Here is a 14341-nt window from a genome sequence, read left to right as displayed (position 1 = left end):
GATCGTGACGGTGGGGCCGGGCCGGTCGGCGGCGGGCGACGGTGGCCGGGATCCTCACCCCGGTGGTGACCTCCGCAGGACTGCGGAGAGCGCCCCGATGAGTTCCACCTGGTGGTCCGGGGTGACCGCCAGGCGATGCAGCGCCGCGCCGAGTCGGTCCCGTTCCTCGGTGATCGTCCGTCGCACGCACTCCTCCAGCAGTTCGCCCGCCCGGCGGCGCAGGGAGGCGGCCCGGGCGGGATCGATCAGTGCCGCCAGCGCCTCGGCCGCCGGGCGGCAGTCGCGTCCGCCGAGCAGCGCGACCATCAGTAGGGCGGCGGCCTCCCCCGCGTCGCAGGGCCCCCGGCCGTCGCCGGCCGGCGGGGGCCGGCGGCGCGGGACGGCCCGCAGCGGACCGCCCGTCAGAGCCGACGCCGCCTCCTCCTCCGCCAGCTCCTCCAGTCGGCGGCGAAGCCGGCGGATCGCGACGTCCACCCGTTCGCGGACCGCCGGGAAGGGCTCGGCCTCCCGGGAGGGGGCGGCGGGCTCGTCGCGCCAGGCGGCGGCGGTCCGCTCGTCGGCGGCGACGACGGCCTCGGTGAGCAGCCCGGCGAGGCCGTCGGTGAGGGCGTCGATCACCTCGTCGCTGCTGCTGTCCTCGGGAAAGGCCAGCCAGTGAGCCCTGGCCTGTCCGGTGAGCAGGTCACCGGCGTCCAACCGGACGCGCACCCGCTCGGCGGCCTCCCGGTGCGCGGCGTGCAGCTCGCGGTCCAACCGGCCCGCCGCCGCCGCCTGGGCCGCCGCCGCGGCGGCCAGGGCCCCGACCCTCGGGCGCAGCGAGTACAGGGTGCCGATCGCGGTGCCCGAGGCGGCCACCGCGCGGGCGGCGGGATCCCGGGCCCGGGCGGCCAGCCACTCGCGCAGCGGGGCGACGGCGCTCGCCGGCAACACCCCGTACCCGCCCCGGGCCGACTCCGGGAGTTCGGGCACCGTGAAGTGGGGGACGGAGCCGAGGCCGGCGCGTTCCAGGAGCGCGGCGTAGTGGCGGGAGACCTCCTGGGCGTGTTGGTGCGGCACCCGGTCCAGGACCGTGGCCAGGACGACGCGGGAGTCACGCGCGCTGCGCAGCAGGTTCCACGGAACGGCGTCGGCGTAGCGGGCGGCGGTGGTGACCAGCACCCAGATGTCGGCGGCGCAGATCAGGTCGGCGGCCATGTCGCGGTTGCGGGCGATGAGCGAGTCGATGTCCGGCGGGTCGAGCAGGGCGAGGCCGGACGGCAGGGAGCGGGTGGTCTCCACCGCGAGGGCGGGCCGGCCGTCCTCGGCGTGCGACGGTGGGGGTACGGGGGCCTGCTCGTCGTCCTCCTGACGGGGCATCCACACCCGGCCGAACTGCGGAAGCACCCGGGGGCCGGCGAACCAGTGGTGGTCGTCGGGGTGGCAGATCAGGACGGGGGTGCGGGTGGTGGGTCGCAGGACGCCCGCCTCGGAGACCCGGCGGCCGACCAGGGAGTTGACCAGGGTGGACTTGCCGGCGCCGGTGGAGCCACCGATGACGGCGAGCAGTGGTGCGTCCGGCTCGCGCACCCGGGGGACCAGATAGCCGTCGAGTTGGGCGAGGAGTTCCGCGCGCGAACGCCGGGCCCGCTCGGCCCCGGGGAGGGCCAGCGGGAAGCGCGCCGCGGCGACGCGTTCCCGCAGTGCGGTCAGCGCCTCCACCAGTTCGGGCCGTGCCTCCAAGATCGCCACATGTGAAGAATGCCCAATTTTGGGAGAATTATGAAGCATATTCGACGGAACGCGCCCGAATCCGTGCAACCGACCCCTCTCACCGGCATAACGAGTGCGCAACACCCCCGCTCCCGGGCGTTCAAATCGCTGCACCGCCGTCGAGCGCCCGGGATCATCGGGGCTGCTTCACCGGATCTCCACACCGGCGTGTGGCGGTGCGGCACGGCCGCGAATCGGACGTATCCCCCGAAGCCCTATCCTGTGCGCGCAGGGCCGGGGACCACGTCCGCGACCACCATCGGCCCCCGTAGCTCAGTGGACAGAGCAGGTGCCTTCTAAGCACTTGGTCGCAGGTTCGAGTCCTGCCGGGGGCACTTTCATTGCCTGACCTGCGGTTTTCCTTACGTGGACACAGGAGCCATCTTTAGCACAATGGTGCGTGGCCAATTGCTCTTCCCTCTTGGGTTCGGGCGCCCTACCCTGCGTGGGCATGGGACGAGACAAGGGTGCGCGGGTCGATCTGGAGCCGATGAAGCGGTCGTGGGTGCGGGCGCTGGGTGGGGCGAACCGGGCGCAGGGCACGATCAGGATCTACGAGCGGGCGGTGCAGGGCTTCCGCGTCTTCCTACTGGAGGAATACGAGCCGGACGGTGAGGGGGCGCCGCCGGCTCCGACGGAGCTGGAGGGCGAGCGCGGGATCCACCGGGATCACGTGGCGCAGTACCTCATCCACGTCCGGGAGAACTCCGGGATCGCGACGGCCAACCAGCAGTACCGGTCGCTGAAGACGTTCTTCAACTGGCTGGTGGATGAGGAGGAGATGGACCGCTCCCCCATGCGGAAGATGAAGGCGCCGGAGTATGTGGAGCCGCAGGTGCCGGTGGTGCCGGAGGACGCGCTGAAGAGGTTGCTGAAGACCTGCCAGGGGAAGGGTTTTGAGGAGCGGCGGGATCTGGCGATCCTGCTGCTGTTCATCGACTCCGGGCCGAGGTTGAGTGAGCTGACGAACCGGACGATGGAGGAGTTGGACCTGGACATGAAGGTGCTGCGGGTCCTGGGGAAGGCGGGGCGGCACCGGTCGCTGCCGTTCGGGAAGGCGACGACGCTGGCGCTGGACCGGTACCTGCGTGCGCTGCCGAAGTTCTTGAAGCGGGCGCCGGATGACGATGAGGCGCTCTGGTGGTCAACGCACAAGCGGCCGCTGACGATCTGGGGGGTGGGGCGGATGGTGAAGCGGCGGGGGGCGCAGGCCGGGCTACCGGAGCTGCACCCCCACCAGTTCCGTCACACCATGGCGCACCAGTGGCAGATCGAGGGTGGGAATGACGATGACCTGATGCGGATCATGGGGTGGCGGTCGCGGCAGATGTTGAGCAGGTATGGGGCGTCCGCGGGTGAGGAGCGGGCGCGGGAGGCGCATCGGCGGCGGAGCCCGGGGGACCGGCTGGCGGGGTGAGGGTGCCGGCCCCCGGGGTCCGGGGCCTTGTGGTCAACCGGGCTCGGGGGCCGGTTTCAGGTGGTATCCGCGCGTCAGGCGGGGGACGCGGGTGGTGAGCCAGGCCAGTGCGGCGGTGCGGTCGATTTGGGTCGGGTCGTAGGCGGCTCGGACGATGGATCCGTCGTCCATGTGGAGTACGGATATGCCGTCGGTGAGTTCTGCTTCTTCGAGTTGGACTTCGGTCACGGGGCCCCCTTGTCCCGCGCGGTTCCGGGCACGCCGGATTTCGCACGTACGTTCCAATGCGCGAGGCCGTGACACTGTACGCCTAGGGGTATTTTCGCGCAGTAGGTGGCGCGTGCGAAAGGTCAAGGAGTGCGCCAAAGGGTGCATTCACTCCGGCGCGCGCCCCTCGTGCGCCTCCTTCTTCTCGTTCGCTTCGCGGGCTTCGCGTTCCCAGCGGGCGAGGATCGCGTGTTCGCGTTCTCCCGGTTCCACGCCGACGCGGCGCATGACCTCGGCCGGGGCGCCGGCTCGGAGTTCTGCGGCCTCGTAGCCGATGAGTTGGAGGTGGGCTGCGGCGGCGACGATGTCGCGGGGGAGGTCGAGTCCGGCGGCGAGGGCGCCGACGAGCTGGGGGGTGACGGTGAAGCCGCCGCCGGTGGCGATCTTGTTGATGAGGGTTTTGCTGGGGGACCAGCCGGTGTCGGGGTCGATGGCTGCTGCGGCGAATTCGCGCGTGCTCCAGCGGCGCCCTCTGCCGACCTGCTGCTGGACGAGTTCGGTCAGTGCGTTGCGCTGCTCGGCCATGTAGTCACCTTCACTTGTCCACACCTCCTGCGCCGTGTGGCCCGGGTTGTGGCTGGTCATTGGCAGATTCGCCAGCCGGGTCGGTGTGCATTGTCCACGACCGGGGACGGGTTTGGTAAGGGGCCCCTGTCCTTCGTCCGGATCGTGTCGCGGAATGGGATCGTCCGCGATCGTGGACAGCGATGCATCGGTGTGCAAGGCTGTCCTTGTCCGCGAGCGCGGACGAGTACCGGAGGCACCTGTGACACCTACGCGTCTGCATCTGACCGATGATGACCTGTTGCGGAAATTGATGCGCAGGGCTCCGGGCGGGTCACTGACCGTAAGAGCACTGGCCGAGCGGGCGGGAGTCTCGAAAAGCAAGGTGCACGCGATGTTGTCCGGGGAGCGCGCGACGATCGACCGCGAGCCCGCCGAGCGCATCTGTCGGGCGCTCGGCGTGCACATGGGCGCTCTCTTTTTTGAGCCAATGTCCGCGTCCGCGGACGGGGACAATCTTGGAAGGGAAGTAGATGACGGAGATCGACCTGACTCGGATGAGTCCTGCGGAGCGCAGTTTGCGCGCCCAGTTGGCGTCCCACGTGAGCTGGGCGCGGACGGCCGATCCGGCGGCGCGGACGGCGCCGGCGCGGCGGGCGCTGGAGGAGAGGTTCGCGCAGCAGGCGCGGGAGATGCACCCGACCGCGGGCGAGGAGCAGGTGTTGCGGGTCGCGGAGCAGTTGCGCAAGGCGTACTTCGCGAGTCTGTCGGCCAAGGCCGCGGCGGCGCGGCGGGCGAAGGCCCGGGTGAAGGCGGAGGCCGAGAAGAAGCGGCGGTCCGCAGAGCGAGAGGCGGCGGTGGCCGGACGGTCCGGTGACCGGACGGCGGCCTGAGACCGCTTCTGTGCGTGCGCCCGGCACGCACAGGGGCCGCCCCGGTTGCTTGCCGGCCCGGAGCGGCCCCTACGTCACATCACACAACTACCCGATGACTGGGAGTAGACATGTTCAATCCTAGCGTGCCCGCAGGGCGTTGGGGGTGCCGGTCGTGAGGATTCCCCTGAGGCCAACGGGGCGTCACCGTCGGATCGGTCCCCGTCCGGAGCCTCTCGGCCCGCTGTCCCCTGCTGCCGTTCCCTCCCCCGCCCCCGCGCCGGTGCCGCCGGTGCCGCCGGCCGGGCCGCCCCTGCCGCTCGAGGAGCTGCGCGCGGTGGAGCGCGCCGTGGGCGACGGGCCCTTGTACGACCACGCCGGGCAGGTATGGCTGGAGGCCGGCCGTGATGAGGCCGGGCGGGTGCTGGTGGTGCCGGAGGGCCGTACGGAGCGGTGTCCGGTGGAGCTGGTGGCCCGGGTGCACGGGTCCTTGGTGATCTCGCCCGGGGTCGGGCGGCGGGGGTTCGAGGACGAGGTGGCGGCTGGGCTGTACGCGGTCGCGCCGTGGGTTTCGGAGGTGCGGGCGACGCCGGTCACGGTTGTTGACGGTGCTGGTGCGCGGGTTCGGTGGCGGGTCGCGGCCCGTGACACGGGCCGGTTGTACCGGGGTCTGGATTCGGAGACGCGGGCGCGGCTGCTGGAGGTGCTGCGCGAGGCGTATCCGGGTGCGGACTGGTCGGTGTCGCAGTGCTGGTCGGTGTCGGATCGGGTGCTGCGGGCGACGGTGCCCGGGGACCCAACCGACCCTGTGCCGGTGCCCTCCCCCGCCGGACCGGGTTCTCCGGGCGGTGTCCGGTGAGTGAGCTGGTCGCGTTCGGCCTGCTGGTGTTCTGCGTGACGACGGCGATGACCGGTGCGCAGTGGCAGGTCCGGCGGGTGGGTCGGGAGTCGGCGCGTCGGCGGCATCCGGCCGGGCGCGCCCTCCCCTCCCCCACTTCTTCTTTCTCCGCTTCGGTGCCCGGCGTTGTCCGGGTGCCGGGGCCGCGCACGCACAAGGACGGCTGACCCATGAGCAAAACGCTTGGATTTCGCCCGGCTACCCGCCCGGTCTCCCGTGCGCGGGTGGCGCTGGTCGGCCCGGCCGGGTCGGGGAAGACCCCTGCCGCGCTGGACCTGGCCCGCGAGTTGGTCGGTGAGGAGGGCCGGATCGCGGTGGTGGACACGCAGCATCGGGCCGCGTTGATGTACGCGGAGGTGCCGGGTCACCCGGAGGCCGGCGGGCACAGGTTCTCCCACCTGCCGGTCACCCGGTTCGACGCGGCAGCGCTGGGCCAGGCGGCGAAGGCCGCGGCCGATGACGGGTACGGGGTGTTGGTCATCGACTCGTACTCCGCGTGGTGGGACGGGCCCGGCGGTCTGCTGGAGCTGGTGACCGAGCACGGGGGCGTAGTGCGCCGTGAGGGCCGGTCCTCCGGGTCCTCGGACCCGGGGTGGGAGCAGGTCAACACCCTGGAGCGGCAGATGCTGCGCACTCTCCTGAGTTGGCCCGGGCACGTGGTGCTGACGATGCGTGCGGTGACCGAGCACGTGGTGGTCGGGACGCGGACGGTGCGGGTGGGGACGCGGCCGGTGCAGGGCCGGATCGTTGAGCACACGGTGCCGGTGGTCGTGGACATGGTCGGCGGTACGGGGACGGTGGCGAAGGCCGGTGGGGTGCGTGGTTTGGAGGGTGGGGTGTTCGCGGCGTCGCCGGGGGTGGAGATCGCTGCGGTGTTGCGGAGGGAGTTGTCGGTGGGGGCGTCGCCGGTTGGGGAGGTGGTGGCCGCGCTCGGCTCGCCGGCCTTGTCGTATCGGGAGGCGATGGCGGTGCGGCAGGAGATCGCGATGCGGGATATGCGTGATGCGGTCGTGGCGCATCCGGTGACGGGCGAGAGCGTGCCGTTGGGGGTGTTGGCGCAGGAGCGGTGCGCGGAACTGCGGGCCCCGGCCGCCCCGGCTGCTCCTGCCGCGCCGGTGGCTCCTGCTGGTGGTGGGGTGTGGCCGGGTTCGCAGTCGTCGCGGGTGTCGTGGGGTCCCGCCCCCGCACAGACGCCCGCGCCTGCACCCGCCTCCGCGCCCGGGCAGGCGTCCGCGCCCGGGCCCGGGGGTCCGGCTTCCCCCGCTTCTCCTCCGGCCGGGGAGCGGGCCGCGCACCCGCAGCAGATCACCAAGCTCACCCGGCACATGGAGCGGCTGAACGTCACCGACCACGGGCGCGGTGAGGTGGCCGAGCTGATGCTCGGTGAGCCGGTGGAGGACTGGCCGAGGGGGTTGCTGCACCGGCAGGCGGTGGAGCTGCTGGCGACGTTCCCGCGGTTGCGCACCGAGCTGGACCTGGAGGAGTGGCTGGGGCGCTGCCGGGAGCGGGACGCCGCCCGGGCGCGTGCTGCTGCCGAACCGCCGCAGGAGGAGCACCAGGAGCCGGCGGGTGCGGGGGGGTGTGCGACCTGCCCGGGGCGGGTCCTTCCGCGGCCGGGCCGGGAAACGCCGGAGCAGTGCGCGGTGTGTCGTGGCGCGGGCATCCCGCTCCCGGACCCAGCCCCGGAGCCGGTGGCCGACGAAGGGCCGGCCGGTGATGTCGAGGTCGTGGACCCGGAGGAGTGGCCCGGTCGGGGCGAAGAGTCCCAGGACCCGGACGACGAGGGCTTCCCGGCCGGGGAGTTCACCGGGGCCGACTGGGTCGACCCCGGCCTCGACGAGCCGGCCGAGGGCGAGCCGGTTGGTGAGCGCGCCCCGGCGATGGCCTGACCGGCAGGTGCGAGGAGAGCGCGAGGGAGCGGGGGTGGGCCCGGCACCGGTGGGTGTCCGGGCCCGCCCCCGCCCGCGCGGTTCCCGAAGAGACGAGGGGTGAGTGGGTTGTACGGCGAGACGTGGGGTGCCTGGGTCACCGAGGTGACCGGGCCTTCTGGCAGGCATCTGTTGTGGACGGGGCCGCGGGATGCGGGCGGGCGGCCGGTGCCGGGGCGGGTCGGTGGGTGTCCTCGGGTGGCGTTGTGGGTGCTGGACCGGGGCGTGGCCCCGGCGGGCCCGTTGCGGGCGTGCTGCGGGCAGGCGTGGTGTGTGGAGCCGGACCACCAGGAGGAGCAGGTGGTGGGCCGGCGGGGAGTGCCGGCCCGGGGGCCGGGTGTTCGGCCCGGGTGGTGTGTTCCGGCCGGAGCCGGGGTTCGCGGTGGTCGGTGGGTGCCGGGTCCGCGGGCGGGGGCGTGCCGGTGAGCGCGCGGGTGGAGTTGGCGTTGGAGGTGTTCGGCTGGGTCGCGTCGGTGGGCGCGGTGGTCGACGAGGTGGCCGAGGTGGTGCCGCCGGCGGCCGTGCTCATCGTGGCGGTCGGGGGCCTGGTGGTCCACGAGCGGGTGGAGAGGTGGCGGGCGCGGCGCGCTGCTGCGCGGGCTGCGGAGGAGGAGGCCCGCCCGCGGGTGGTTCGGCCCGAGGACGCCGCGTTCGAGAGGCGGTTGCTCGAGGAGATGGGGGCGACGGACGGGCCACCGCAGGAGGAGCAGCGGGGCGAGGTGTGGTGGGTGTCGCCGGAGGAGTGCCGGGCGTTGTGGCCGGACGCTCCGGCGTGGCCGGCTGCGGCGCAGTGGGGTGAGGAGCCCGAGCCCGGGCCCGGCACGGGGTCGGGGGGTGTGCGGTGAGCGCCGCGGCGAAGAGGACCAGGCGGTGCTCGACGGGGAACCCGGTGTGCGGTGGGCCGGGGCGGTTGTATCCGTGTGGGTGGCGGTGTGATGAGCACGCGCCGTGGGCGGTGGCGGGTCGGCCGAGGCCGGTGCCGGGTCCGGGACGCGGGCGTCCGGGGGGCGTTGTCGATCAGGGCGGTGGCTCCGGCCTCGGTGAGCGCGTGGTTCTCCACCAGCACGCGGGCTGCCTCTTCCCGGGTGGTGCGGCTGGCGGCGATGTCCTGCCGGAGCTGCTCAACGGTTTCTGCCAGTGCCATGGCTGCTCCCCCGGGTCAGTTCCGCTCGAGGCGCTTGCGGCTGGTGACCGTGGGTTCGCGCAGCGGCTTGATGCCGTGGGCGCGGGCGATGCGGCGGATCGTCTCGTAGCTGTGCTCGGTCGCGTCGGCGATCTCGCCCGGCTTGCGGCCATCGTTGAGCGCTTCGAGGACGGCGGCTTCGAAGCCCGAGTTGGCCGCGGAGACGAGCTTGTCGGCACGGGCCCGGGCGTTCCTCTTGGCGCGGGCGGCCTGCTTCAGGCGGGTCATGACGTCCTCCGGCATGGCGCCATGGTCCCACACGGGTGTGGCCATGGCGTCGTGGGCTGTGGGTTCCAACACGCATTTTGGCTGAGCTTGCCAACATTGGCTAGCGCAAGTGTATGTTGGCTAATGAGTTGGGCGCCACCACAGCGCCCCACTCGAATCCACCTTTCGCGCCCACTCACCTGGAGAGCCATGAATCCCACCAGCGACACCGCCGGGCCGTACACCGACGAGGACATCGAGCTGGCCGCCGTGCTGCTGCACCGGGAGCGGTGCGCCGTCGAGCCGTTCGAGGTCCGCGGCGCCCTGGACGAGGAGCCGGTGAAGAGGGAGGAGGGCGAGCACGGCGTGGTCCCGGCGCCCGGTTCCCCGCTGTGGGGCGAACTGCCGCAGGACCGGTTCGAGGACGCGGTGAAGGCCGTGCACGGCCTGGTCGACGGGGCCGCGGACCTCTCCGCGTGGGCGGTCTCGCTGGGTCGGGACGGGCTGGAGCCCGACGAGCACACGGCGCAGATCGCGGCCGATGACAAGCCGCTGGTGCGGGTGCACTTCGCGTTCGACCCGTCCATCCCCTTCGAGGAGCGGACCCGGCTGGTCATGCAGGTCACCCGGCAGTTGATGACGGGCTGACCCCTTCGGGGGTCCGGCCGTTCGTCGTGCCGGGCCCCCGAAGGGTTTTCCGCCGCACCCGATCGCACCACCAGAAAGAAGCGCCACGTGAGGATTCGCCGGTCACGGCTCACCGCAGACTTCGTGCAGCTCCCCAACGGGACCGTGCGCGATGAGCGGCTGAGCTACATGGCGCGCGGGATCCTGGCGGAACTGCTGTCCCGGCCCGATGGGTGGGAGACCACCGCCGACGATCTGTGGCGCCGGGCCGCGCAGGCGCGGCCGGAGAACAAGGGCGAGGGTCGCCGGGCGTTCCGGGCGGCGTTCGCCGAACTCAAGGACCGCGGGTACCTGACGGCGGCCACCGAGCGCCTGCCGGGCGGGCGGCACGGCACCGTGCTGACCGTTCACGACCTCCCGCAGGGCGGCGACGTTTCCGCAGGTGAGACCGACGTGCCACACGGTGGTACGTCGGAGGACGGCCCCGGCTCCACCGGCGTACCACATGCCGGTACGTCGGTGCGAGCTGGGGAAACGGGTCCCGCCGCAGGTGACACCGACGTACCACCTGCCGGTACGTCGGTCTCACCTGCGGAAAGGGATGTTTCCGCAGGTCGCTCCGACGTACCACACGCTGGTACGTCCCTAAGAAGACAGAAGAAGAAAACAGAGAAGAAGAAAACGGGGCTTGGTGACGGCCGTCAGGCCACCTCCGGTAGTGGGGAGCCCGGCACAAGCGGCTGCGCCGCGCCGAACAAGATCACCCCGAACGAGGAACCCCCGCCGGCCCACCCCGACGACAACGACGACCAGGAGGCGGGGCACGACGACCCGCTGCCGGGCCCCGCCCTCGACGAACCCGGCCCCACCGGACCCGTCGGGCTGGTCCTCGCCGCGCTTCCCCCCGCGCTGCGCGCCGGGCTGCCCGAACTCCTGCCGACCATCGTGACCGACACCATCCGCCGCGAACTGCGCCGAAACATCACCGTCGACCAGCTCATCGCCCGCGCCGACCGCCGGTGGAACCTCCACCGCTTCGTCCTCGATGCCGATGTCGACGGCGGCGGGCACGGCCTGGACAGCCCCGTCGGTGTGGCAGCCGCTCTGCTGCGCCGCGGGGAGTGCACCCACCCCCGCTGCGGCGACGGCTTCGATCTCGACACCGGCGCCCCCTGCGCCACCTGCGAACGGACCCGGCAGGACCGGGCCGCCGAACAGAAAGCCCCCGCCGCGCCGTCCAGGGCCCCGCTGAAAGCCGTTCCCGCCCCCGCCGGGCACACCGGGCGCACCACCGGCCCCCGAGCGCCCCAAGGGCCCGTACAGCCCCCGCTCCTCCAGATCCTCCCCATGAACCCCGCACCCCCGGCGCGGGAGCCCAAACCGCTGGACCCGACAGTCCGCCGCTGCACCGACTGCGACAAGCCCGTCATGCCCCGCCGCGACGCCACCCCCGACCTGTGCGGCGCCTGCCGCACCGACCAACGCCGCCACGCCTGACAGGGAAGGACACCCCGAATGCCCACCCGACCGCCCGTCCCGTACTTCGGCAGCAAAGCCGGCATCGCAGGCTGGATCGCCGACCTGCTCCCCGAACACCGGCACTACATCGAGCCCTACGCCGGCGGCCTGTCCGTCCTCCTCACCAAGAAGCCCGCCCCGATGGAGACCGTCAACGACCTCGACGGCGAACTGATGACCTTCTGGCGGGTGCTGCGCGACCACCCCGACGACCTCGCCCGTGCCTGCGCCCTCACCCCGCACTCCCGCGCCGAGCACGCCGCCGCGCACGAACCCGCACCGGCCGGAGACGACCTGGAGACCGCCCGCCGCGTCTGGGTCCGCCTCACCCAAAGCCGCGGCGGCTCCCTACGCCCCACCGGCTGGCGCCACTACGTCACCACCTCCGGCTCCGCCACCGGGATGCCCGGCTACCTCACCGGCTACGCGGGCCGCATCGCGGCCACCGCCGAACGCCTCCACCACGTCTCCCTCGAATGCGCCCCCGCCCTGGACCTCATCACCAAATACGGCGCCGCCGACGACGTGCTGCTGTACGTCGACCCGCCCTACCTCGGAACCACCCGCACCCCCGGGACCCGATACCGGCACGAGATGCGCACCCCCGACGAGCACCAGGAGCTGGCCACCGCCCTCGCCGGCTGCCGGGCGGCGGTAGTGCTCTCCGGCTACGACTCCCCGCTCTACACCCAGCTGTACGACGGATGGCACCGCACCACCTGCCCCGCCATCACCGGCAACGGCACCGACCGCACCCGCACCGAAGTCCTGTGGTCCAACCGCCCCCTCGCCCCGGCAGGCGAGATGACCCCCGAACTCTTCTCCCACGCCTGACCCACCCACCGAGAGGACACCTGAGATGACCGAGATCACGATGACCCTGCACTCCTCCACCGGGCCGGTGGAGGTCCAGGCCACCGAGCCCGTGCCCGGCCTGCGGGTCTACCGCCTGCCCGGCGAGCACCCCGAGCCCTGGCACCTCGCCCACCACCAGGGGCACATCCTGGCCCTCGCCGCCACGGAGGGCACCGCCACCGCGACCGCCCGGGCGGTGGCGGACATGACCGACTGGACCCGCAACACCATGACCTGCGCCAATGCGCTCTTCTCCAGCGGGTCGGACCTGGCCGCCCGCATCCAACAGGCCGGCGGACACACCCGACCCACCACCTGACCCACCACCTGACCCCCGGGGCCGACCGGCCCCACCACCCACCGAGAGGACACCTGAGATGACGACCCGACACACCACCGCCAACCTGCACCGACTGATGGGCGAGATCCTCACCCGCGCCACCGAGGTCCCCGCCCTCGCCCCGCTACTCACCGCCGAATGGATCCTCGCCGTCGGCGGGTACCGCGACGGGCTCACCGCGAACACCTACTCCGTCTACGCCGTGGACGGCACGCTCCTCGACGCGGCCCGCACCGAGTGGGGCCCCGGCCACACCGAGAGGGTCGCCACGTCCACGACCTACGCCGACGGCACGCAGTCCCGGATGCACACCCTCCACACCACCTACGCCAGCGTGCCACTCCGCATCTCGGCCCACCTCCCCGAACCCACCGAGCGCGAGGAGCTCCTCGCCCGCCTCGCCGAGCTGGACGCCGCGTCCGACGCCTGACGACCCCCGGTGGGGCCCCGCCCGTAGCAGGCAGGCGGGGCCCCACGCCCACCGTACCCACCCACGAAGGAGCCACCGTGATCATCCGCAAGCTCGACGGCAACGGCCAGACCACCGAACTCATCTCCGTCCTCGCCCCGCAGCCGCCCCGCTACCACCACACGGACACCGACGGCGACCTCCTCCTCATCACCACCGCCGAAATCCCCCAGCGCGGCCCCGGCGTCTACTTCCGCACCGACCCCCGCGGCTCCTCGGTGCCGCTGGACGAGATCCCCGCGCTCCTGGAGGCGCTGGAGGAGATCGCCACCTGCCCGGCCTGCGAGGCCCCGCCGATGGAGTGGTGCATCACCTGCAAGAAGTGCCGCTGCGAGACACACGAGAACTGCGCCCGCCCCCACCAGAACTGACCACCCACCGGGGCCGCCCCACCACCGGGGCGGCCCCACCCCACCGAGGAGAACACCGAGATGAACACCCGCCCCGATCGTGCTGAGGCTCCCGTGAACGACGCCCTCAGCGACTACCGCCTCACCCAGATCCACGCCCGCATCCGCCGCACCGCCATCTGCCCCTACTCGCCCGTCAAGGGCGGCTGCCACCGCTGGACCGACGCAGGTGAACGCCTCGTCATGTGCGTCGGCTGCGGACTCATCACCCAATCCGACCCCACCGTGGGCGACCTCGCCGACCTGTACGCCGAAGTGGAGCGGCTGCGCGAAGTCGCCGCCGAACTGGACGCTGTCGAACAGCAGATCACCGCCGTCCTCGATGAGTGCACCCGCATCGAGATGGAGCAGCGCGGCCGACTCGGGGCGGGCGCGGACGGGATGCGTGAGGTCATCGGTCGCATCCGGAACGCGGTCGTGGTTCCCCTCGCCCCCGCCGAGGAGTCCGCGTCGTGACCGCCTACCCGATTGGCGTCGAGGTGTCCTGCGACGGCCCAGGCAACGGCCGGCCCTGCCCCGGCTCCGCAGCCATCCCCGCCGCATTCACCTCCCTCACCGCCCAACAGGTCCGCGCCGACGGACGCACCACCGGCTGGACCACCCGTCGCGCCAACGGCCGCACCGAAGACATCTGCCCCAACTGCCAAACCACCGAAGGACGGCCCCAGTGACCACCACCCGACCCACGAACAACCCGTGCACCTGCCCCCACTGCACAACCCCCGACACCCAGGAAACCCCGGCCCCACCCCCCACGGTGCCCAACTTCCTCGCGATCCCGACACCGATCCGCATCCACTACCCGGACGGCCACACCCAGGACTGCACCCTCCACCCCGACGGCCACTTCACCATGCAGCTCCCCAACGGCGAAGTCCTGCGGAACGCCTTCTCCCTGGAGGAGATGTGCGAGCAGAACTGGGAGGGCTGCCGGATCGAGCTGGGCCCGCTGCCCCTGGAGCCCGCGCCGCCCGGCCCGGAGCGGCCGGTGATGGAACAGCCGCCTCTCCCCGCTACCTGACACCCGGTGGTCGGCCCGCCCGCTGGTCCTGCCAGGGACTGTGCGCCCTCTACGGCCTGTCTCTGCTACACATCTG

The 14341-nt window shown here is 72.5% G+C and carries 19 protein-coding genes, 1 tRNA gene and 1 pseudogene; 17 read left to right on the top strand and 4 right to left on the bottom strand.

Going from position 1 to position 14341, the window contains the following annotated elements:
* Positions 1 to 54 precede the first annotated feature (54 nt).
* Positions 55 to 1719, bottom strand: coding sequence for a dynamin family protein (locus tag LZF96_RS25950; protein ID WP_233877251.1), 1665 nt, complete (start codon positions 1717 to 1719; stop codon positions 55 to 57).
* Between the two features lie 292 nt (positions 1720 to 2011).
* Here LZF96_RS25950 and LZF96_RS25945 point away from each other — a divergent pair.
* Both LZF96_RS25945 and LZF96_RS25940 read left to right on the top strand, forming a co-directional pair.
* Positions 2012 to 2084, top strand: a tRNA-Arg gene (locus tag LZF96_RS25945).
* Positions 2085 to 2200: 116 nt separating this feature from the next.
* Entirely contained in the window at positions 2201 to 3166 is a 966-nt protein-coding gene (locus tag LZF96_RS25940; RefSeq protein ID WP_233877249.1) for a tyrosine-type recombinase/integrase, read from the top strand.
* Positions 3167 to 3199: 33 nt separating this feature from the next.
* On the opposite strand, the gene LZF96_RS25935 is transcribed toward LZF96_RS25940, so the two are convergent.
* Positions 3200 to 3394 carry a hypothetical protein gene (locus tag LZF96_RS25935; protein WP_233877247.1) on the bottom strand — a complete coding sequence of 65 codons (195 nt, stop codon included), beginning with the start codon at positions 3392 to 3394 and terminating at the stop codon, positions 3200 to 3202.
* A 147-nt stretch (positions 3395 to 3541) separates the two neighbouring features.
* Positions 3542 to 4018 carry a hypothetical protein gene (locus tag LZF96_RS25930; RefSeq protein ID WP_233877245.1) on the bottom strand — a complete coding sequence of 159 codons (477 nt, stop codon included), beginning with the start codon at positions 4016 to 4018 and terminating at the stop codon, positions 3542 to 3544.
* A gap of 94 nt (positions 4019 to 4112) precedes the next feature.
* Between LZF96_RS25930 and LZF96_RS27445 the strand changes: the two are divergent.
* The 6 genes and pseudogenes from LZF96_RS27445 to LZF96_RS25900 all read left to right on the top strand — a co-directional run.
* Positions 4113 to 4397: pseudogene (locus LZF96_RS27445) on the top strand (helix-turn-helix domain-containing protein); the annotation flags it as partial.
* Between the two features lie 73 nt (positions 4398 to 4470).
* The gene (locus tag LZF96_RS25925; RefSeq protein WP_233877243.1) at positions 4471 to 4830 is read left to right on the top strand and encodes a hypothetical protein; all 360 of its coding nucleotides are present in this window, start codon (positions 4471 to 4473) and stop codon (positions 4828 to 4830) included.
* Between the two features lie 154 nt (positions 4831 to 4984).
* Positions 4985 to 5668, top strand: coding sequence for a hypothetical protein (locus LZF96_RS25920; RefSeq protein WP_233877255.1), 684 nt, complete (start codon positions 4985 to 4987; stop codon positions 5666 to 5668).
* Positions 5665 to 5874 (top strand): hypothetical protein, encoded by a 210-nt coding sequence (locus tag LZF96_RS25915; protein ID WP_233877241.1) that lies wholly within the window; start codon positions 5665 to 5667, stop codon positions 5872 to 5874. Before LZF96_RS25920 ends, LZF96_RS25915 begins: the two co-directional genes overlap by 4 nt.
* Positions 5875 to 5877: 3 nt before the next feature.
* On the top strand, positions 5878 to 7596 hold the full coding sequence (locus tag LZF96_RS26820) for an AAA family ATPase (protein WP_267941374.1): 1719 nt from the start codon (positions 5878 to 5880) through the stop codon (positions 7594 to 7596).
* Between the two features lie 461 nt (positions 7597 to 8057).
* Complete coding sequence (locus LZF96_RS25900; RefSeq protein ID WP_233877239.1) at positions 8058 to 8480, top strand: hypothetical protein; 423 nt, start codon at positions 8058 to 8060, stop codon at positions 8478 to 8480.
* A 314-nt stretch (positions 8481 to 8794) separates the two neighbouring features.
* Here the strand turns inward: LZF96_RS25900 and LZF96_RS25895 are convergent, their stop codons facing one another.
* Positions 8795 to 9118, bottom strand: coding sequence for a hypothetical protein (locus LZF96_RS25895; protein WP_233877237.1), 324 nt, complete (start codon positions 9116 to 9118; stop codon positions 8795 to 8797).
* A 117-nt stretch (positions 9119 to 9235) separates the two neighbouring features.
* Here LZF96_RS25895 and LZF96_RS25890 point away from each other — a divergent pair, with 117 nt between their 5' ends.
* The 9 genes from LZF96_RS25890 to LZF96_RS25850 all read left to right on the top strand — a co-directional run bounded on the left by LZF96_RS25890 (position 9236) and on the right by LZF96_RS25850 (position 14265).
* A complete protein-coding gene (locus LZF96_RS25890; RefSeq protein ID WP_233877235.1) occupies positions 9236 to 9673 on the top strand; it encodes a hypothetical protein in 438 nt (145 codons plus the stop codon).
* A gap of 87 nt (positions 9674 to 9760) precedes the next feature.
* Positions 9761 to 11149 (top strand): hypothetical protein, encoded by a 1389-nt coding sequence (locus LZF96_RS25885; RefSeq protein WP_233877233.1) that lies wholly within the window; start codon positions 9761 to 9763, stop codon positions 11147 to 11149.
* Between the two features lie 18 nt (positions 11150 to 11167).
* Positions 11168 to 12004, top strand: a complete 837-nt coding sequence (locus tag LZF96_RS25880; protein ID WP_233877231.1) for a DNA adenine methylase — start codon at positions 11168 to 11170, stop codon at positions 12002 to 12004.
* A gap of 25 nt (positions 12005 to 12029) precedes the next feature.
* Positions 12030 to 12344 carry a hypothetical protein gene (locus LZF96_RS25875; RefSeq protein WP_233877229.1) on the top strand — a complete coding sequence of 105 codons (315 nt, stop codon included), beginning with the start codon at positions 12030 to 12032 and terminating at the stop codon, positions 12342 to 12344.
* Positions 12345 to 12402: 58 nt separating this feature from the next.
* Complete coding sequence (locus LZF96_RS25870; protein WP_233877253.1) at positions 12403 to 12795, top strand: hypothetical protein; 393 nt, start codon at positions 12403 to 12405, stop codon at positions 12793 to 12795.
* Between the two features lie 77 nt (positions 12796 to 12872).
* Positions 12873 to 13205 (top strand): hypothetical protein, encoded by a 333-nt coding sequence (locus LZF96_RS25865; RefSeq protein ID WP_233877227.1) that lies wholly within the window; start codon positions 12873 to 12875, stop codon positions 13203 to 13205.
* 60 nt (positions 13206 to 13265) lie between these two features.
* Positions 13266 to 13700: a hypothetical protein gene (locus LZF96_RS25860; protein WP_233877226.1), complete on the top strand. Its 435-nt coding sequence runs from the start codon at positions 13266 to 13268 to the stop codon at positions 13698 to 13700.
* A complete protein-coding gene (locus LZF96_RS25855; protein ID WP_233877224.1) occupies positions 13697 to 13915 on the top strand; it encodes a hypothetical protein in 219 nt (72 codons plus the stop codon). Before LZF96_RS25860 ends, LZF96_RS25855 begins: the two co-directional genes overlap by 4 nt.
* Complete coding sequence (locus LZF96_RS25850) at positions 13912 to 14265, top strand: hypothetical protein (RefSeq protein WP_233877223.1); 354 nt, start codon at positions 13912 to 13914, stop codon at positions 14263 to 14265. Before LZF96_RS25855 ends, LZF96_RS25850 begins: the two co-directional genes overlap by 4 nt.
* Positions 14266 to 14341 lie beyond the last annotated feature (76 nt).

It is taken from the genome of Streptomyces sp. ST2-7A (genome assembly GCF_021390475.1).
Lineage (GTDB): Bacteria > Actinomycetota > Actinomycetes > Streptomycetales > Streptomycetaceae > Streptomyces.
The sequence above is the reverse complement of the archived record's forward strand: the minus strand, read 5'-3'. Positions and strand labels throughout refer to the sequence as shown.

Coding starts and splice junctions, on each gene's coding strand:
- LZF96_RS25890 (WP_233877235.1), top strand. CDS start 9,236: ATGAATCCCACCAGCGACACCGCCGGGCCGTACACCGACGAGGACATC.
- LZF96_RS25870 (WP_233877253.1), top strand. CDS start 12,403: ATGACGACCCGACACACCACCGCCAACCTGCACCGACTGATGGGCGAG.
- LZF96_RS25925 (WP_233877243.1), top strand. CDS start 4,471: ATGACGGAGATCGACCTGACTCGGATGAGTCCTGCGGAGCGCAGTTTG.
- LZF96_RS25880 (WP_233877231.1), top strand. CDS start 11,168: ATGCCCACCCGACCGCCCGTCCCGTACTTCGGCAGCAAAGCCGGCATC.
- LZF96_RS25860 (WP_233877226.1), top strand. CDS start 13,266: ATGAACACCCGCCCCGATCGTGCTGAGGCTCCCGTGAACGACGCCCTC.
- LZF96_RS26820 (WP_267941374.1), top strand. CDS start 5,878: ATGAGCAAAACGCTTGGATTTCGCCCGGCTACCCGCCCGGTCTCCCGT.
- LZF96_RS25930 (WP_233877245.1), bottom strand. CDS start 4,018: ATGACCAGCCACAACCCGGGCCACACGGCGCAGGAGGTGTGGACAAGT.
- LZF96_RS25940 (WP_233877249.1), top strand. CDS start 2,201: ATGGGACGAGACAAGGGTGCGCGGGTCGATCTGGAGCCGATGAAGCGG.
- LZF96_RS25875 (WP_233877229.1), top strand. CDS start 12,030: ATGACCGAGATCACGATGACCCTGCACTCCTCCACCGGGCCGGTGGAG.